Raw genomic sequence first — 18,435 nt, 5'->3', positions numbered from 1 at the left:
CCGGTTGGTCGGTCCGGCCCTGGTCGGTGCGACACCAAGAGCATCGGCCGTCACGTGGGCCCGGCGCAACGCTCGACGCCCGTTCGGCGACGGTGGAACCATCCCATCCCTTCTGACGTGCAGGTATATGGAGTGCCTGGGATGGGGAATCGGTGGACGACGGGGGAACAGTGGAGACTCGGGACGACGTCGAGGCGTTCGCGGCGCTGTTACGGCAGCTGAAGGACCGCACGGACCGGAGCTACGGCTCCCTGGCCCGGCGCGTCAACATGAACACCTCCACGCTCCACCGTTACTGCGCGGGCGAGGCCGTACCGCAGGACTTCGCCCCGGTGGAGCGGCTCGCGGCCTTCTGCGCGGCGACGCCCGAGGAACGGCTCGAGCTGCACCGGCTGTGGCTGCTCGCGGTGGCGGCGCGGCAGCGGGTGCGCACGAACGGCTCGGCGGAGGGCCCGGTTCCGGCGCCGGCTGCGGAGCCCACCGAGGAGAGCGGCCCGGCGCAGCCCCTGGACGAACCCGTGTCGAGCGGGCCGGCCCCCGCGCCCGTTCCCCGCCACTGGTACCGCCGCCGTCGGATCCTGGTGTCCACCGCGGTCGCCTGCGCGCTGCTCGCCACGCTGGGCAGCCTGTCCGCCCTGTCGGCCGACCGCTCCTCGGACACGGCCGGCCCTCACTCGTCCTCCGGCCCCCGGACGACGGCCTCCAGCACACCCGGCCACTCGTCGAAGCCGAAGCCGTCCGCGAGCTCCTCCCCCACCGGTGCCCCCGGCTCGTCCTCATCCGGCGCCGAGCACAAGGCCCCCTCCTCGTCGTCCCCGGGCGCGGGCACCACCGGTGCCGGGAAGCCGGTCACCGGTGTGCCCCTCGCCTGGAGCGCCGACTCGCAGATCTGGGACGGGGGTTGCGCGCACGACTACGTGATCGCCAAGGAGCCGGACCAGGTGCCCCCGCCGCCGGTGCCGCAGGACGCCGCGGCATGGGCGGCGACGCAGGGGGCGGTGCACGGGCGGCAGACGATGGTGCAGATCTCGGTGCAGGGGAAGTCGTCCACGGCCGTGGTCCTGGAGGCCCTCCGGGTCCGCATCGTCGGCCGCGGCACCCCGGTCACCGGCACCACCTACGACATGGCACAGGGCTGCGGCGGCGGCCTCGGCCCGCGCTACTTCGACGTGAACCTCGACATCAACCGCCCCATCGCCCGCGCGGTCCCGGGCGCCGACGACCGAGGAGACCCCGCCCCCGCCGTGCAGTTCCCCTACCGCGTCTCCGCCCAGGACCCGGAGGTGCTGCTGGTCACCGCGACGACCCAGACGTACGACTGCTCCTGGTACCTCGAACTCGACTGGTCCTCCCAGGGCCGCACCGGCACGGTCCGCATCGACGACCACGGCCGCCCGTTCCGCACCAGCAGCATCAAGGGCCTGCCCCGCTACTGGTACGGCACGAACGGCCACGGCGTACGCCAGTGGGTACCGGCCGACAGCTAGGGCCGGCACGTCACGGAGGTTCGAGCGGGCCGTCTGGAGCATGCGGCGTTCCTGTTCGCCGTGCCGTACGAGGGAAGTCCCGCGAATGGCGCACCCATGCCCTTCGGCCTCCGCGGATCCCTGTGGGTCCATGTCTCACAGGCTGTCGCGTCACGCCTCCCAAACCGCCGCAGCCGTACGGTCGTCCGCGTACCCCTTGACCCTGACCTGGGAGTCGGCGAGGAACGCGGCAAGGCCGGGCGGGGTGGGACCGGACCACCGGGTGGTCAGGTACCGGCACAGGTCGGGTTCGCCGCGCAGCGGTTCCGCGAGGCCGCCGGTGCACATCAGGAGCGTGTCACCCGGGTGGGCGACGGAGGCACGGAACCGGAAGGGTTCACGAGGCGGCTCGGGGGCCGGTTCGTACGGGCTCGGCGGGGTCGGGATCCCGAGGTCCATGGTGAGCCGGTCGCCCTCGGGTGTCTCGGCGGGCAGCGAGCCGAAACCGACGACGGGCTCGCCGGTGGTGTCCGTGACCCGCGGCTCGATGTCCTGCCAGTCCCCGTCACGCAGGCGGAACAGGCCGCCGGCGCCCACGCCGAAGAAGACACGGGTACGGCACTCCGGGTCGGCGGGCAGCAGCAGGCAGCGCAGGGTGGCCGCGTACTCCTCGGGCTCGATGCCCTGCTCGGCGGCGCTGGCGCGGAGTTTGCCGAGGCTGCGGTCGGTGAGGCGGTGCAGGCCGGACTTGAGGTCGCCGCGCCGGGCGGCCTTTATGTCCTCCGCGAGCCGGGCGTGGGTGCGGCCGACGGCCCGGCCGATCCAGTGGCATGCCTCGGCGGCCGCCCGGTGCGCACCCGGTGTGGCGCGAGCGCCGGTGGCCATCGCCACCAGGACCAGTGCGTGTTCTCCGGTGCCGAAGCGGGCGGTGAGGAGGGAGTCACGGCGGGGTTCGCCCCGGTAGCGGGCGGAGTCCCCGCGGACGGAGACGGCCCGAAGGGTGCAGGCGCCGTAGCGGGCGCCGTCCAGCACGGTGTCCGCGACCAGGTCGTCCAGATCATCGGGATCGGCCGGCGGGAGCGAGGTGGGTTCGGCGTCATAGGTGGGCGGGCCCGACCCGACGTAGTCGGCGGAGGGCGGGGGGAGGGCGGGGAGGTCGAGGTGGGTGGCGGTACGGGCGGGTGCGGCGTCGGCCGCGGGCGCCGGCGGGGTGGCCGCCTGCCGCGGGACGGGGTCCTCGACGGCGGCACGATGACGCGCCGTGTGCGGGAGGGTGTCCTCCGCGACCTGCGACGACGCGACGTCCGCGGCATGGCGCGCTCGGTGCTCCACGGTCGGCGCGCCGTCCCGGGCGGGGTCCGCGGCCGTCCCGTCGCCGGAGCCGGCTGCCTCGGGTGGCATCCGCGACTCGGGGACCGTCGTGACGGGCGTCTCCGTGGAGATACGGCCGCCGGGCGGGGCCGACGGCGGGTCCCACGGCGCCCGCGGCTGGGCGAACCCCTCGTCCGGCGCCTTCGCCCCCGCATCGGCTCCCACGGCTCCGGCCGCCGACGCGAACCGGTCGTCCACGGTGTCGGGCGCGGGCACGGGGCCCGTGTCCTCGGTGGAGTCGTCGTACAGCTGCCCCCACCAGTCGTCCTCATGACCGGTGGGACTTCCCCCCTGCTGGCTCATGCCCCTAATTGTCCACCGCATGGGCGGTATGAAAACGGGGCATCAGGAAAAACCGGCACAGCACTCCGCGTCGAGCGATGCATCGGGTGAACCGTCGAACGGCGGTGCGGAACAAAGTCGCCTGGCGGCTCCACCCCCCACGGGAGAGCCGCCCGGCGACACCGGAGCGACCCGGGCCCGGATCACGCTCCGGGTGACCGGATCACGCGTAGGAGCCGGTCGACCGCCCCGAGTGTGATCCCTTTCCCTGGAAACCAGCTGTGAGCCACCGTCGCTTTCCTCCGGACGACCACTGGCTGACCTGCGTCGCCTCTCCCTCTCGGGCACTCTGGTCAGATGGGAGTGTGGGACCTCCTGCTGGTCGGACTGGTCCTCCTGCTCGGCCTGTGCGGAGTGCTGGTGCCCGGGGTGCCGGGGTCGTGGCTCGTGTGGGCCGCGGTCCTGTGGTGGGCACTGACGGCGACACAGCCGGTGTCCTGGTGGGTCCTGGTGGGTGCGACCCTCGCGCTGTTCGTCTCCCAGGTGGTGCGCTGGGCCCTGCCGCCCCGACGGCTGCGCGCGAGCGGCGCCACCCCCCGGATGGGGGTGTACGCAGGGGCGGGCGCGTTCCTGGGCTTCGTCCTCATCCCCGTGCTCGGCGCGATCCCCGGCTTCATGGGCGGCATCTACCTCTGCGAACGCCTCCGCCTCGGCCGGCACGGCGAGGCGATGGCGGCGCTGCGCACCGCGATGCGTTCGGGCGGCTCCAGCGTGCTGGCGGAGCTGTTCACCTGTCTGCTGATCACGGGGGCCTGGCTGGGCGCGGTGATCTGGGGCTGACGTAGGGCCACGGGACCAGGGCGAGGATCCGATGTACGGAGCGCGGCGGGCGTGCTTCGCTGCTCCCATGACCGAATTCAGCGAGGCGGAACGCGCGTACCTGAAGTCTCAGCGGCTGGGGCGGCTGGCCACCGTCGACCCGCACGGGCAGCCGCAGGCCAACCCGGTCGGCTTCTTCCCACAGGACGACGGCACCATTCTGATCGGCGGCTACGCCATGGGCCGCACCAAGAAGTGGCGCAACCTCCAGCAGAACCCCAAGGTCGCCCTGGTCGTCGACGACCTCGCGAGCCTGCGCCCGTGGAAGGTGCGAGGCGTGGAGATCCGGGGCGAGGCCGAACTCCTCACCGGACCGCACGAGTTGGGCCCGCACTTCAGCGAGGAGCTGATCCGGATCCACCCACGGCGGATCCACAGCTGGGGCCTGGAGGACTAGCTGGGGCCTGGAGGAGCTGGAGCCTGGAGGACTAAAGGACACCAGGGGCCGGCGAAGGCCGGAGGACACCTTCCAGCGTCAGCAGCCGCACCTTTCGTTCGAGGCCCCCCGCATATCCGGTCAGCGAACCGTCCGCTCCGATCACCCGATGGCACGGCCGGACGATCAGCAGCGGATTGGCGCCGATCGCGCCACCCACGGCCCGTACGGCGGCCCGGGAGGCGCCGATCCGCGCGGCGATCTCGCCGTATGTGCTGGTCGCCCCGTAGGGGAGGGTGTCGAGGGCCGCCCACACCCGCTCCCTGAACGCACTCCCGGCGGTACTGAACTCCAACCGGAACTCCTTCAGCTCACCGGTGAAGTAGGCCGCCAACTGCCCCTCGGCAGCACGGAAGGCCGCAGGCTCGAACCGCCAACCAGCCTGCACCGCAGGACCGTTCTTCTGTCCGGGCACGGATACGGAGGTCAGAGCACCGGCCGGGTCGGCGGTGAGAAGGAGGGGCCCGACAGGGCTGTCGAAGCGGCTCCAGAGAACAGTCATGATCGTCAGTCCAACTCTCCTGCTGCGCGCAGGTGTTGCAGGGCATACGAGCGCCAGGGGCGCCAGCCGGCGGGAACGTCCGGTCCGGGCGGGGCGACGTCGGGATCACCCAGCGCCCGGGTGCGGATCACGGCCACCGTGCCGACGTCGATGCCGGGCACGGCGAGCAGCGCGGCCTCGGCGTCGTCGCGGTCGGCTCCCGGATCCAGGCGTACGGCGCCGTCGGCGAGGGCGGCGGTGAGCGCGCCCAGGGTGCCCTCCGGCTCGGCCTCCGCGAGGACGGCCGGCTCGGGAAACAGCCGGGTGAGGCTGCCGCACGGTGCGTCGAGTGCCTTCCCGTACCGCCGTACGAGCCGCTCGGCCTCCGCCCGTCCCACCAGGGCGCGCACCGCCAGTTCCTCGGGATCGGCGGCCCCCGGCGAGCGCAGCCCGGGCCGGGCGGCGACCAGCGGCGCGAGCCGCTCATCGCCGCTGAGCCGCTCGTCGACGGCGTACGGATCCGCGTCGAGATCGAAGAGCCGTCGCAGCCGCCCCACGGCGGTGGTCAGATCGCGGGGATCGGTGAGATGCAGCCGCGCGTCCAGCCAGCCACCGGGATGGGCACCGGACACGGACCTGACGGCCCCCGTCCGCTCACCGACGGCGACGATGCCGCTCCCGTGCGGAAGCCGGAGGGTACGGCGGTACGTCCGCCGCCCTCGCCCCCCGCTGACCTCCTCCACCCCGTCCACGGCCTGGTCCGCCAGCAGATCGAAGACGGCACCGGCCTGGTACGGCCCCCGGTGGGCGAGCCGCAGCGGAATCCCCGCGGTCGGGACGGCCGCACGCCGACCGGCCCTAGGGGCGGCCGCGCGCAGCTCGCTCGGCGTCGACGCGTACACGTCCCGGATCGTGTCGTTGAACTGCCGCACACTGGCGAACCCGGACGCGAACGCGATCTCCGTGATCGGCAGCTCCGTCGTCTGCACCAGGACCCGCGCGGTGTGCGCCCGCTGGGCCCGGGCGAGGGCGACGGGCCCAGCGCCGAGCTCGCCCGTGAGCTGCCGCTGCACCTGCCGGGCGCTGTACCCCAGCCGCGCGGCAAGCCCGGTGACACCCTCCCGGTCGACCACCCCGTCCCCGATGAGCCGCATGGCCCGCCCGACGACATCCGCCCGCACATTCCACTCGGCCGACCCCGGCACGGCATCCGGCCGACACCGCCGGCAGGCCCGGAACCCCGAGCCCTGCGCGGCGGCGGCCGTGGCGAAGAACCGAACATTGCGCCGCTTCGGCGTCACCGCCGGGCAACTGGGCCGGCAGTAGATCCCGGTCGTCTCGACGGCGAAGAAGAACTCCCCGTCGAACCGTGCATCGCGACTCCGCACAGCCTCGTACCTGCTGTCTTCGTCCATCACGCATCCAGTCTCCGCCGGCCCGGACCTCGGGGCTAGCGGAAATCGGACGTGAAGTACGCGATGACGGGACGCGGCACCAGCGGCGTGCACGCACAAGGCCGGCCCATCCCAGCCCGTCCGGCGCACGCACGAGGCCACATCGGCCCATCCCAGCCCGTCCGGCGTTTGAGGACGAGGCCGTTCAGGCCGACAGCGGGGGCCGGGGGCGGCAGCCCCCAGACAGCGCCCCCGGCACCTCTAGCGCCGCCCCCGCTTCAGCTCCATGGCCGCCCGTCCCACGGCCCCCTTCCGCTTCCACTCCCGCCTGAGCTCCGCACGGACCCTCGCATCGGTCTTCGCCACGATCCACTGGTTCTCCCGCATCAGCTTGCGGTAACTCTCCAGCCGCCGGTGCGACAACTCGCCGCTCGCGGCAGCATCCCGCACCGCACACCCCGGCTCCGCGTCATGCGCGCAGTCGTGGAAGCGGCACCGCTCGGCCAGTTCCTCGATCTCGGAGAACACCTGGCCGACCCCGGTCTCGGCGTCCCAGAGGCCGACGCCCCTGAGCCCTGGTGTGTCGATGAGGACACCCCCGCCGGGCAGCGCGAGCAGGTTGCGGGTGGTCGTCGTATGACGCCCCTTGCCGTCGCTGTCCCGCGCGGCCTGCACCTCCAGCACGTCCTCGCCCAGGAGGGCGTTCGCGAGAGTCGACTTGCCCGCACCGGACTGCCCGAGCAGCACGGACGTGCCGCCGGAGACCAGTCCGACGAGGACGTCGAGCCCGTCCCCCTCCACGGCACTGACCGTCAGCACGGTCACGCCCGGCGCCGACAGCTCGACGTCCTGGACGAGATGCGCACGCGTCACCGCATCCGGCACCAGGTCGGCCTTGGTGAGCACGACCAGCGGCTGCGCGCCCGACTCCCAGGCCAGGGCCAGGAAGCGTTCGATGCGGCCGAGGTCGAGTTCGACGGCGAGGGACACGGCGACGACGGCGTGGTCGACGTTGGCGGCGAGGATCTGCCCCTCGGACCGCTTGGAGGAGGTGGAGCGCACGAAGGCGGTACGGCGCGGCAGATACGTCCGTACGTAGCGCGGGTTGCCGCCGGGTTCGACGGCGACCCAGTCGCCGGTGCACACGACCCGCAGCGGGTCGTGCGGGGTGACGAACGCGGTGTCGGCCCGCAGGACGCCGTCGGCGGTGACCACGTCGCACTGGCCGCGGTCGACCCGGATCACACGTCCGGGCAGGAGCCCCTCGGGCTCGTGGGGGGCGAACTCGTCCGCCCATGCGTCGTCCCAGCCGTAGGGAGCGAGCGCGGAGAAAACAGGGGAAGCTGAGCTGGAAGTCAAGGGAGACCCTTCACAAGGGCGGCCCCGGCGAAAGAAGTCGAGGTTGAGGTCAGCCGGTGGCCACGGAGGTGGACTTGATGATCTGGATGCGGGCAGCGCTCGTCGCAAAGACAGCCATCGGTCAACACCTCCCGGTTCCGCACTCGTTCGACAGCGGCGGCCACCGGCCACCGCTCACTCACCATAGAGCCGTACGTCCGCCGGGCGCCACGGAATATTCCGGCAGCCTTTCGGCAGCCCCCTACCCGCTCAACGGCCCTGTTCGGCGAAGGGCCCCGGCACCTCCCCCGACCCCCGCCTGATCAGTTCCGTCGGCAGGACGACGGTGCGGGGCGGCGAGGTGTCGCCGTGGATGCGGGCGAACAGTACGTCCGCGGCCGTGGTGGCGAGCGCGACGGGGTCCTGGGCGATGACGGTGACCGGCGGCGTCAGCCGCTCGGCGAGCGGGAAGTCGTCGAAGGCGATGAAGGCGATCCCGGGCGGCAGGACCATCAGCGCGCCGACGGCGAGGTTCTCGTGGCCGGCGAGCAGGGCGGTGGGCGGCCCGGCGGAGGCGAGGAGGGCCGTGACGGCCTCGGCGGCGGACGGCGCCGAGCGCAGGCCGTGGCGGATGAGCCGGGGGTCGGCGGCGATGCCCGCGGCCCGGAGTGCAGCCCGGTAGCCCCGGTGGCGCTCGCCGTTGGTCCAGATGTCCTGCCGGCCACCGAGGTAGCCGATGCGGCGGTGGCCGTGCGCGATCAGGTGCCGTACGGCCTCCTCGACCGCGGCGGAGTTGTCCACCACGACGGTGTCCGCCGCCAGGCCGGACGCCGCCCGGTCCACGCAGACGATCTTGGTGCCCTGCACCTGGGCCGGGCGCAGGAAACGGTGGCTGCCCGCGGCCGGCGTGAGGATGAGACCGTCGACTCGGCGGGCGGTGAAGGCGGCGACGACCTCGCGCTCCCGGCGCGGGTCGGCGCGGCTGGAGCCGATCAGCACCATGCTGCCGCGCCGGCGGGCGACGTCCTCGGCGGCGGAGGCGACGGCGGCCATGAAGGGGTCGGCAACGTTGTCGACCAACAGGCCTATGGTCCGGCTCGGTTGGTCCGCGCGGCGCAGCTGGCGCGCCAACTCGTCGCGCTGGTAGCCCAGTTTGCGGACGGCGGCCTCGACTCTCGCGGCGGTCCGCGGTGCCACGCTCCCCTCGCCGTTGACCACGCGGGACACCGTCATCGCGCTGACGCCCGCCTCGGCGGCGACGTCCTTCATCGTGGGGCGGCCGACCATGCCGCAGTCCTCCTCGGCAGTCGGGCGGGCAGCTCCGGGGCGTGGGTGCAACCTTTGAGATCCGGTTCACACACGAGCCTTGACGCCCACTCATGGGGCTCCCAGAATCGACGAACTGTTAACGATACCAACGCGAAGGCACAACATGGCCTCTGCAAGGGAACCACTTCTCGCGGCACACGGTGTGGTCAAGCGTTTCGGTCACGTCCAGGCGCTGCAGGGCGCCGACTTCACGGCGTACGCGGGCGAGGTCGTCGCCCTGATCGGCGACAACGGAGCAGGCAAGTCGACTCTGGTGAACGTCCTGTCGGGAGTGCTCGCACCCGACGAGGGCGAGGTGCGGGTGGAGGGGCAGGCGGTCCGGTTCGGCGGCCCGATGGACGCCCAGCGGCACGGACTCGAGACCGTCTACCAGGATCTGTCGCTCGCGCCGGATCTGGACGCGGCGTCCAATCTGTATCTGGGCAGGGAGGTCGTGCGCGGCGGGCTGCTCGGCCGCCTGGGGGTGCTCGACCGTCCCGCGATGCGGCGCGAGGCGGTCAGGGCGTTCGCCGAGCTGGGCGTCGAACTGAATGATGTGACGGCTCCTGTGACAACGTTGTCCGGCGGTCAACGACAGTCGGTGGCCGTGGCGCGTGCGGTCGCGTTCGCGAACAAGGTCATCTTCATGGACGAGCCGACGGCCGCGCTGGGCGTCGTACAGCGCGCCCGGGTCCTGGACACCGTGCGCAGGGTCGCCGACCGGGGCATCTGTGTCGTGCTGATCAGTCACAACATGCCCGAGGTGCTGTCGGTCTCGGACCGGGTGGAGGTGCTGCGGCTCGGCCGACGGGTCGCCTCGTTCACCGCGGCGGACACGACGATCGAGGAGCTGGTCGGGGCCATGACCGGATCGCTGGACGAACCCGCCCGGCAGAACGGGTCCTTGAGGAAAGCGGAGGACGGGCGATGACCGCCGACAGCAAGGAAGTCCGGCCGGCCGCGGCACAGCAGCAGGACCCGCCCGCGCCGGGCGGTACCCGCACGGCCGTACCCGACTGGCTGCGACGGGCGGCCGGCATCGGCGAACTGTGGACCTTCGTGATCCTCGTGGTGCTGGTCGCGTTCTTCACCATCGCCGCGCCGGGCAAGTTCTTCACCCAGTACGACCTCACGCAGATCGCCGTGAACGCGGCCATCTACCTGGTGCTCGGCGTCGGCATGACGTTCGTGATCATCACGGCCGGGATCGATCTGTCCATCGGTTCGGTGCTGGTGCTGGCCGCGGTGGCCGCGGGCGAGTACAACATCCACCACGGCGGGCCGGACGCGGGCTGGGGCACGGTCGCTGTCTGTGTGGTCATCGCCCTTGCCGTGGGCGCCGGTTGGGGCGTACTGCAAGGCGCGGTGGTGGCGACCGGGAAGGTGCCGCCGCTGATCGTGACGCTCGGCGGTCTGGGGGCCGCGCTGGGGATCGCCGAACTCGCCACCGGCGGCCAGGACCCGGCCGGTGCGGCGGCCACGCATCTGCAGAACAGCCTCGGCTTCGGCAAGGTGCTCGGCATTCCGTGGCTGGTGGTGCTCGCCGCGGTGGTCACCGCCGTGTTCGGCCTGGTGCTGGGCGCGACGAGGTTCGGCACGCACACCCTGGCGATCGGCTCCAACCCCACTGCCGTGCGACGTGCGGGAGTCGGCGTGGGGCGGCACCTGGTGACGGTCTACGGGTTGATGGGCCTGCTGGCCGGGCTGGGCGCGGTGATGTGGCTGGCCTCGTACGGCACCACCTCGATCGCCGGGCACTCCACCGACAACCTGAAGGTGATCACCGCCGTGGTGCTCGGCGGCACCAGCCTCTTCGGCGGGCGCGGATCCGTGCTGGGCACCGTCATCGGTGTGTTCATCCCGGCCGTGCTCACCACCGGACTGATCGTCATCGGCGTTCAGCAGTACTGGCAGGACGTCGCGGTGGGCGTCGTGCTCGTCGCGGCCGTCTACGTCGACCAGATGCGCAGGAAGACCCGAGAGCAAGCTTAAGGAGATGTCTGGATGTTCTCGATGATGAGCATTCGCAGCAGGCGCAGCGCACTGGTCGCCGCGGGTACCGTACTGGCCCTCACCGGGGCCGCCGCGTGCAGTTCGTCCAGCGGTGGCGGCTCGGGGTCGTCCGGCGGGGCCGCGCACAAGAAGGTGCGGCTGATCACCGGCGTGAAGAGCGACCCCTTCTACATCACCATGACCTGCGCGGCGAAGACGGAGGCGAAGGCCAAGGGCATGGACTTCGGCGCGGACGGTTCCGCGCAGTGGGACGTGTCGGTGCAGCGCCCGCTCCTGGACTCGGTGGCGGCCTCCCGGCCGGACGGCCTGCTGATCTCGCCGGTGGACACCAGCGCGCTCACGCCGTCGCTGAAGCAGATCCAGTCGGCCGGCACCAAGGTCGCGCTGGTGGACACCACGGTCACGGACGACTCGATCGGCATCACCCGTATCTCGTCCGACAACGAGAAGGGCGGCCGGGTCGCCGCCGACGCGCTCGCCAAGCTGATGGGCGAGAAGGGCTCGGCCATCGTGATCAGCGTCAAGCCCGGTGTCTCGACAACTGACGCCCGGATCAAGGGCTTCACGGAGGAGATGAAGAAGTACCCGAAGATCAAGATGCTGTCCACGCTCTACGACAACGACCTGCCGGCCACCGCCGCCTCGCAGATCCAGTCGACGCTCGCCGCCCACCCCGATCTCGGCGGTGTCTTCGCGGGCAACACCAACACCGGGCAGGGGATCGCCACCGGCCTCAAGCAGGCCGGCAAGGAGGGCGCGGTGAAGGTGGCCGCCTTCGACGCCGAGCCCGACGAGGTGGCCTCGCTCAAGGCGGGCACCCTCCAGGTCCTGGTCGCCCAGGACCCGGCGTCGATCGGCAGGGAGGCCGTCGACCAGTTGGCGGCCGCCTTCGAGGGCAAGTCCGTCCAGAAGTCGATCGGCACCAACATGGTCGCCATCACCAAGGCGAACATGAACGACCCGTCGGTCGGCAAGTACTTCTACAAGTCGGGCTGCTGACCGGGCAGCACCGAACGACCGGGTGGACTCGGCCGAGTTCACCCGGTCGCAGCGCCTGTCAGGGACAGTACGACTTCAACTCTTCCCGCAGGCCCGCCCGTTGAGGGTGAAGTCGTACGGGGAGGAGTTCCTGCCCTGCCAGGATCCCAGGAAGCCGAAGGTGATCGTGCCGTCGGCGGGGACCGCCCTGTTGTAGTCGGCGGCGGTCGCGGTCACCCGGGAGCCGCTCTGGGAGACGCTCGCGTCCCACATCTGCCCGACCTTCTGGCCGTCCCGGAAGGACCAGGCGACGCGCCAGTTGTCGAGGGCGTCGGCGGTGGTGACGGTGACGGTGGCCTGGAAGCCGTCGGTCCACTGGTTGTCCAGGTGGTAGGTGGCCTCGCAGGTGGCGGCCGCGCTCCTGCCGGGATCCGCGGCGCTGCTCGCCGTGGTCGAGGTGGTGCCCTGGGGTTCCGGGTCGGAGTTCTTGCCCCCGCCGGGCTTCTTCGGAGTGGCGGAGGGGGTCGGGGAGGCGCTCTTCGGCGACGGCGTGGCTGACGGCAGGGACGGCAGGGACGACCGCGGGGCCGCCACCGGGCTGCTGTCGGTCGGCGCGTCGGCGCTCGCGGCATCGTTGTCGGTGCCGCCGAACGGCATCATCGATGTGGCCAGCGCCAGGAGCGACACCATGACGGCGGCCACGAGGAGCCCGCCGCGGATGACGCGTGCGCGGTCGGCGCCGGTCCTCGGTTCGCGGCTCTCCCCGTCTCCCGCCTCGGGTCGCCCGGCGCCGAGACGGACCTCGGCCGCCCGGCGGCGGCGCTCCAGGTAGGCGAGGCCGCCCCAGCCGATCACCCCGCCGGCCAGGGCGGCGGGCAGCCCGCCGCCCTGCGGACGCAGACAGGCGGCGGCCTCCGCGCAGTCCACACACGTGGCGAGGTGCCGCGAGAGGTCGGGCGGGATGTCCGCGCCGGGCGACCTGGTGATCGCGTCGAGGAGCCGGGCATAACTGCGGCACCGCGCGTCCATCGGCGTGTCGAGATGGTTGCGGTGGCAGCGGTCCCTGAACAGGCCCCGCACCTGGTCGAGTTCCTCGCCCACGAGGGCCGGGTCGAGGCCGAGCCGACGGGCCACCACGGACCGCGGCAGCGCCTCCACCTCGGCCAGCCACAGCAGCGCCGCATCCGCCTCTTGCAGATCGCGCAGGCCGCGCAGGGCGATCGGGCGGCGCAGCGGGGGCCCGGTGTAGCGGGCGGCCTTGTCCGAGTTGAGCCACAGGCGCAGGTCGGGGTCGAGGTCGTCCCCCTGTCCGCCGGTCTCCCAGGCCGCCGCCGTGGTGCGTACGGCGGTCAGCAGCAGGGGGATCACGGGGAGCCGGGGCGAGCGGCGGCCGCTGCTCCGGGCGCTTCCGGTTCCGGCGGCGCGGACCCCGCGGATACCGAGCGCGAACGCCTCCGTGGCCAGCTGAGTGGCCGCGGCGGCGCCGGCCGTACACAGATCGGCGTAGGACAGCACCGCGTCCCAGCACTCGGAGAACAGCGCGGCCTCGGCGGCGTCCTTCGGGGTCGGCAGGTCGGGCATGAGTCTCCTGCATCCACAAGCGAGGTCAACTCACCATTTCGGCAAAGGAGTTGGGGGGAACCTCGCGGCAGGGCAGGAGCCTTTCACGTCTTCAACACAACTGACAAGCGCTGTGTTCAGTTGCCCTGACAGACCCCTGTGAACCGACCGTGAGGCACAACTCCAGCCTCTTGTACGGACGGGGACCGCGTTTGACTCACGGCCCCCGTCATTCACTCACACTTCTGCCGCCTCCTGTGCCGGAAGGCTGTCCATGAAGGAGCTGACGGAGAAGACCGCGCGGCCGGGTCCGGGCGGGCCGTATCCGGGCGGGGAGGACAGGCCGAAGTCGTCCATCGTCTGGCGATAGGCCTGCAGCAGCCGGATGTGGTACTCCAGCGGGGCGCCCTGCGGATTGGCCTTGCCGAGCGGGGTGGTGGGCTCGGGGCACCAGGTGGTGAAGCGGGGCGTGATGCCGTGCGACATGAAGAAGCGCAGGCCCTCGGTGGTCGAGGCGATCGCCTCGTCGACCGTCTTGAACCCGAAGGGCTCCGCCATCTCCACGCCCGCGACGAAGTTGGGGATCACGTTGCGTGCGCCGAAGACGTCCGCCGAGTCCAGGATCCGCCTGTGCCACTCGTCCCGGCCGACGTAACGCTCCTTGCCCGGGCAGTACATCCTGAACAGATACTCGTCCCACACCTCGTAGTTGGGGTGGTAGATCTGCACGCCGTAGTCCTTGAACCGCTGCACGTCGTCCTTGGGCAGCGCCTGGGCGACGACCTTGCCGATCCAGCGGCCCGGGAAGTGCTCCTCGATGGCCTTGGCGTACATGCCGTAGAAGTCGGCCTCGTCACGGCCCTGGAGCCTGGAGGTGATGGCGCCGCCGGTGAGGGTGTAGGCGGTGGAGACCTTCGCCGTGTCGTAGCGGTTGATGATCTCCAGGGCTTCCAGGACCTCGTCGACGTCCTTGACTCCCGTGTACGGCCGCCCGGCCGCCTTGTGCTGGCGCCAGTTGTGGTTGATGTCGCAGTACTGGCACTCCTCCTTGGCACCGAAGTACTGGCAGACCCGGAAGACGGTGAGGTAGATCAGATAGCCCCACTGGATGGTCGGGGCCACCTCCATGACCGACTTCCCGTTGGAGAGCTTGTGCCTGTAGTACTCGGGCATCGGCGGCACACCGACATCCGCGATGCGCTTCCCGTCGAGGTACAGCCCGAGCACCCCCTCGTCGTCGGCGGCGACGCGGTACGGCGAGGTCGGGTTCACCCGTACGGAGACGACGGTACGGCGCAGGTCGTACGGGCCGCCGGTGAGGATGATCTCCTCCGGGGGCCGCCTGAGTGCCGCCTCGCCCAACTCCGGCAGGGTGCCGTGGTCGAAGGAGAAGATGAAGTACGACTTCGGCTTGACCTCGCCGGACTCGTTGTCGCTGAGGGCGGACGGATCGAAGGCCACGCCTCCACGCAGCAGGTCCTCCTTGAAGACTGCTTCCCGCGGTACCTGCGGGAACCGCTCCATCAGATCCTCGACCAGTGCGGTACGGCTGCCCATCCCGACTCTCCTTCCGGCTCAGGCGATCGACTCCTCACGGTATGCCCCCACCGCTGCGTCAGCCGTGCCGGGTCCCCCCGCGGCGCGCGATGTGTTCTGGTACGGGCATGTCCGGCGGCAGTGGCGGGTCGGGCACAGGGGTGCCCCAGACCGAGGTCAGCGGCAGGGTTCCGGCCCACAGGCCCAGCTCGGCGTCGGGTCCGTCGCCGTCGCCGGGCGGGCCGGTGCGGATCTTGACCGAGGCCTCTTCGAGGGAGAGGGCGAGGAGGGTGGTGGCGGCGAGCTCCTTGCGGTCGGGCTGCCGGGCGTAGGACCACTGACCGGGCGTCGCGTGCTCGGTGAGGCGGCGCAGGCCCTCCGCCTTCTCCCCCGGGTCGGTGACCTTGCGGGCCTCGCCGTGGATCATCGCGCTGCGGTAGTTGACGCCGTGCTCGAAGACCGAGCGGGCGAGGACCAGGCCGTCGACGTGGGTGACGGTGACACAGACGGGCATGCCGCCGGCGAGACTGCGGCTGGCCACGGACCCGTGCAGATACAGCCGCCGTTCGTCGCGCCCGTAGACGGTCGGGACGACGAGGGGACGCCCCTCGACGACCACACCCAGGTGGCAGACGAACCCGGCGTCGAGGATCGCGTCCAGGTCGGCACGGTCCAGGCTGCCCTGCTCGCGCAGGCGACGGTGGCGGGTGAGGTCGGTCTCGGGGAGCGGTTCGAGCGTCACACGAGGGACGCTACCGATATCGCAGCTGTTGCGCCAGAGAATTAGGAATAGCCACGTCGAGGCATGCGTAATCAACGAAATCCGCAGCTCAGGCTTCTCTCTCCAGTACCTCTGGATCCACCGGGTGGGCCGGCTCGCCGCCCGCCCGCAGACGTGCGGCCTCCTCGGCGACCGTCATGCCGAGGCGGGACAGCTCGTTGCCCTGGGAACCCGCGAGGTGCGGGGTCACGAAGGCGCCCGGGAGGTCGTAGAGGGGAGAGTCCGCGGGGAGGGGCTCGGGGTCGGTGACGTCGAGGACGGCGTACAGGCGGCCGGTGCGGAGCTCTTCGACAAGGGCCTCGTGGTCGACGAGGCCGCCGCGCGCGGTGTTGATCAGGGTCGCCCCGTCGGGCATCAGGGCGAGTTCCCGGCGACCGATCAGGTGGCGGGTCTCCGGGGTCTCGGGCGCGTGGATCGTGACGATGTCCGAGCTGCGCAGAAGGTCGTCCAACGGCAGCAGCTGGACGCCGAGTCCGGCCGCTCGCAGTTCGGTGACATACGGATCGGTGAGGCTCACGCGCAGGTCGAAGGGCGCCAGCAGCTCGATGACGCGGCGGCCGATGCGGGAAGCTCCGATCACGCCGACGCGGCGGCCGTGATTGCCGATGCCGGGGACGACACCCCAGCCGGGGTGGGCCCGCGTCGTGCGCAGGTTTTCGCGGGCGCCCAGGAGGCCCTTCCCGGCGAGCAGGATCATCGCGAGGGTGTACTCGGCGACCGGCAGCGCGTTGGCCGCGGCGGCCGAGGAGACCGCGATGCCGCGCCGCCAGACCTCGGGCGTGGCGAAGCCCTTGACGGAGCCGGCCGAGTGCAGGATCGCGCGCAACCTGGGGGCCGCGTCGAGGACGGCCGCGTCCAGGCGGGGGCAGCCCCAGCCGGTGACCAGGATCTCGGTGCGTGCGAGCGTCTCCCGGACGTGCGGTGCGGTGAAGTCCTCGGCGACCAGGTCCGGATCGATGTCCACCGCCTCACGCAGTCGCGCGAGGACCTTCGGAGGGAAGACGAGCGGCAGGTTCTCGGCGGTCATGACGAACAGAGCCTGGGGACGCTCGGGCAAGGGGTGGCCCTCCGGCTTCGGCGAGGAAGTTGTAGAAAACGCTCTCCACGGTAGGTCGCGGCAGATGAGAGGGTCAATGCAGAGGGTCCATGCACATGCACTCGCCGGAGGGACGACAGGAATGACGGAGACCGTCACCAACTGGGCAGGCAACATCACCTATGCGGCAAAGGAGTTGCACCGCCCGCACTCACTGGACGCACTCAGAAGCCTCGTGGCCGACAGCGCGAAGGTCCGCGTCCTGGGCAGCGGCCACTCCTTCAACGAGATCGCCGAACCGGGCCCCGAGGGCACCCTGCTCTCGATCGCCGGCCTGCCGCCGTTGATCGACGTGGACACCACGGCCCGTACGGTACGGGTCTCGGGCGGCGTCCGGTACGCGGAGCTGGCCCGGATGGTGCACTCGCACGGGCTCGCACTGCCCAACATGGCGTCCCTGCCGCACATCTCCGTGGCCGGTTCGGTGGCCACCGGAACGCACGGCTCGGGGGTGGCCAACGGATCGCTCGCGGCCCCGGTGCGCGAGGTGGAGCTGGTCACGGCCGACGGGGACACGGTGCGGATCGGGCGGGACGACGCACGGTTCGAGGGGGCCGTCACCTCGCTGGGCGCGCTCGGCGTCGTGGTCTGCCTCACCCTCGATCTGGAGCCGGCCTTCGAGGTCGAGCAGTACGTGTTCACCGAACTCCCCCTCGCCGGGCTGGACCTCGCGGCGTACGAGACGATCGCGGCGGCGGCGTACAGCGTGAGTCTGTTCACCGACTGGCGGGAGCCCGGCTTCCGGCAGGTGTGGCTCAAGCGGCGCACCGACCAGCCGCTCGCGGAGTTCCCGTGGGCCGCGCCCGCTACCGAGAAGCTGCACCCCGTGCCGGGGATGCCGGCCGTGAACTGCACGGAGCAGTCCGGGGTGCCGGGGCCGTGGCACGAGCGGCTGCCGCACTTCCGTGCGGAGTTCACGCCGAGCAGTGGGGCCGAGCTGCAGTCGGAGTACCTGCTGCCGCGCCGGCACGCCGTCGAGGTGCTGCACGCCCTCGACGGCATCCGGGGGACGCTGGCCCCCGTGCTGCAGACCTGCGAGATACGCACGGTCGCCGCCGACGCGCAGTGGCTGAGCCCGGCGTACGGGCGGGACACCGTGGCGGCGCACTTCACCTGGGTGGAGGACACACCGGCCGTGCTGCCGGTGGTGCGGCGGGTGGAGGAGGCGCTGGACCCGTTCGACGCCCGCCCGCACTGGGGCAAGGTCTTCACCACGCCCGCGGCGGTCCTGCACGGCCGGTACCCCCGGCTGGGTGACTTCCGGGCGCTTGCGCGGGCGCTCGACCCGGGCGCAAAATTCGCCAATCCCTTCGTGCAGGCCGTGCTGGGCGACTGACTCCCGAAGGACTTTATAAAGCCCCTTTCCTAACCCCTTGTCGAAAGCCCCCCGCAGGCCATAGCCTTGCGCCGCGCCGGTGCCGCCGTGCCCGGTGCGCCTGGCCCGAAAGAACCGGGGCGACCTGTGCTGGGTCTCCCCGGGGGGCGCGACACCCATCAGCCGCTGCGCGGCGGGCCG

At 71.7% G+C, this 18,435-nt stretch carries 16 protein-coding genes; 7 read left to right on the top strand and 9 right to left on the bottom strand.

Features of this window, described 5'->3' with window-relative positions:
- Positions 1-170 precede the first annotated feature (170 nt).
- The gene (locus LJ657_RS05990; protein WP_232647165.1) at positions 171-1,487 is read left to right on the top strand and encodes a helix-turn-helix domain-containing protein; all 1,317 of its coding nucleotides are present in this window, start codon (positions 171-173) and stop codon (positions 1,485-1,487) included.
- A 150-nt stretch (positions 1,488-1,637) separates the two neighbouring features.
- On the opposite strand, the gene LJ657_RS05985 is transcribed toward LJ657_RS05990, so the two are convergent.
- Positions 1,638-3,140 (bottom strand): PP2C family serine/threonine-protein phosphatase, encoded by a 1,503-nt coding sequence (locus LJ657_RS05985; RefSeq protein ID WP_232647164.1) that lies wholly within the window; start codon positions 3,138-3,140, stop codon positions 1,638-1,640.
- A 336-nt stretch (positions 3,141-3,476) separates the two neighbouring features.
- Here LJ657_RS05985 and LJ657_RS05980 point away from each other — a divergent pair, with 336 nt between their 5' ends.
- Positions 3,477-3,959, top strand: a complete 483-nt coding sequence (locus tag LJ657_RS05980; protein ID WP_232647163.1) for a DUF456 domain-containing protein — start codon at positions 3,477-3,479, stop codon at positions 3,957-3,959.
- Between the two features lie 67 nt (positions 3,960-4,026).
- A complete protein-coding gene (locus LJ657_RS05975) occupies positions 4,027-4,395 on the top strand; it encodes a PPOX class F420-dependent oxidoreductase (protein ID WP_232647162.1) in 369 nt (122 codons plus the stop codon).
- A 31-nt stretch (positions 4,396-4,426) separates the two neighbouring features.
- On the opposite strand, the gene LJ657_RS05970 is transcribed toward LJ657_RS05975, so the two are convergent.
- The 4 genes from LJ657_RS05970 to LJ657_RS05955 all read right to left on the bottom strand — a co-directional run bounded on the left by LJ657_RS05970 (position 4,427) and on the right by LJ657_RS05955 (position 8,934).
- Positions 4,427-4,936, bottom strand: coding sequence for a methylated-DNA--[protein]-cysteine S-methyltransferase (locus LJ657_RS05970; RefSeq protein ID WP_232647161.1), 510 nt, complete (start codon positions 4,934-4,936; stop codon positions 4,427-4,429).
- A gap of 5 nt (positions 4,937-4,941) precedes the next feature.
- Complete coding sequence (locus LJ657_RS05965; RefSeq protein ID WP_269786142.1) at positions 4,942-6,330, bottom strand: bifunctional transcriptional activator/DNA repair enzyme AdaA; 1,389 nt, start codon at positions 6,328-6,330, stop codon at positions 4,942-4,944.
- A 240-nt stretch (positions 6,331-6,570) separates the two neighbouring features.
- Entirely contained in the window at positions 6,571-7,668 is a 1,098-nt protein-coding gene (gene rsgA / locus LJ657_RS05960) for a ribosome small subunit-dependent GTPase A (protein WP_232647159.1), read from the bottom strand.
- A 249-nt stretch (positions 7,669-7,917) separates the two neighbouring features.
- Positions 7,918-8,934, bottom strand: a complete 1,017-nt coding sequence (locus tag LJ657_RS05955; RefSeq protein ID WP_232647158.1) for a LacI family DNA-binding transcriptional regulator — start codon at positions 8,932-8,934, stop codon at positions 7,918-7,920.
- 145 nt (positions 8,935-9,079) lie between these two features.
- Between LJ657_RS05955 and LJ657_RS05950 the strand changes: the two genes are divergently transcribed.
- From LJ657_RS05950 to LJ657_RS05940, 3 genes are read left to right on the top strand one after another with little or no spacing between them, the layout of a single operon-like run.
- On the top strand, positions 9,080-9,886 hold the full coding sequence (locus LJ657_RS05950) for an ATP-binding cassette domain-containing protein (RefSeq protein ID WP_232647157.1): 807 nt from the start codon (positions 9,080-9,082) through the stop codon (positions 9,884-9,886).
- Positions 9,883-10,947 (top strand): ABC transporter permease, encoded by a 1,065-nt coding sequence (locus LJ657_RS05945; RefSeq protein ID WP_232647156.1) that lies wholly within the window; start codon positions 9,883-9,885, stop codon positions 10,945-10,947. The genes LJ657_RS05950 and LJ657_RS05945 overlap by 4 nt, the downstream gene beginning before the upstream one ends.
- A 12-nt stretch (positions 10,948-10,959) precedes the next feature.
- Positions 10,960-11,967 (top strand): ABC transporter substrate-binding protein, encoded by a 1,008-nt coding sequence (locus tag LJ657_RS05940; RefSeq protein ID WP_232647155.1) that lies wholly within the window; start codon positions 10,960-10,962, stop codon positions 11,965-11,967.
- 75 nt (positions 11,968-12,042) lie between these two features.
- On the opposite strand, the gene LJ657_RS05935 is transcribed toward LJ657_RS05940, so the two are convergent.
- The 4 genes from LJ657_RS05935 to LJ657_RS05920 all read right to left on the bottom strand — a co-directional run bounded on the left by LJ657_RS05935 (position 12,043) and on the right by LJ657_RS05920 (position 16,880).
- Positions 12,043-13,527 (bottom strand): cellulose-binding domain-containing protein, encoded by a 1,485-nt coding sequence (locus LJ657_RS05935; RefSeq protein WP_232647154.1) that lies wholly within the window; start codon positions 13,525-13,527, stop codon positions 12,043-12,045.
- A 216-nt stretch (positions 13,528-13,743) separates the two neighbouring features.
- Entirely contained in the window at positions 13,744-15,063 is a 1,320-nt protein-coding gene (locus tag LJ657_RS05930) for a radical SAM protein (protein ID WP_232647153.1), read from the bottom strand.
- Positions 15,064-15,121: 58 nt separating this feature from the next.
- Entirely contained in the window at positions 15,122-15,784 is a 663-nt protein-coding gene (locus LJ657_RS05925) for a pyridoxamine 5'-phosphate oxidase family protein (protein ID WP_232647152.1), read from the bottom strand.
- An 88-nt stretch (positions 15,785-15,872) separates the two neighbouring features.
- Entirely contained in the window at positions 15,873-16,880 is a 1,008-nt protein-coding gene (locus LJ657_RS05920) for a hydroxyacid dehydrogenase (RefSeq protein WP_232647151.1), read from the bottom strand.
- A gap of 121 nt (positions 16,881-17,001) precedes the next feature.
- Here LJ657_RS05920 and LJ657_RS05915 point away from each other — a divergent pair, with 121 nt between their 5' ends.
- Positions 17,002-18,255 (top strand): FAD-binding protein, encoded by a 1,254-nt coding sequence (locus LJ657_RS05915; protein WP_232647150.1) that lies wholly within the window; start codon positions 17,002-17,004, stop codon positions 18,253-18,255.
- Positions 18,256-18,435 lie beyond the last annotated feature (180 nt).

Source organism: Streptomyces guryensis (genome assembly GCF_021261325.1).
In the GTDB taxonomy this organism is placed as follows: domain Bacteria; phylum Actinomycetota; class Actinomycetes; order Streptomycetales; family Streptomycetaceae; genus Streptomyces; species Streptomyces guryensis.
Note: the sequence above shows the minus strand (reverse complement) of the source record. Positions and strands in the feature narration are given on the sequence as shown.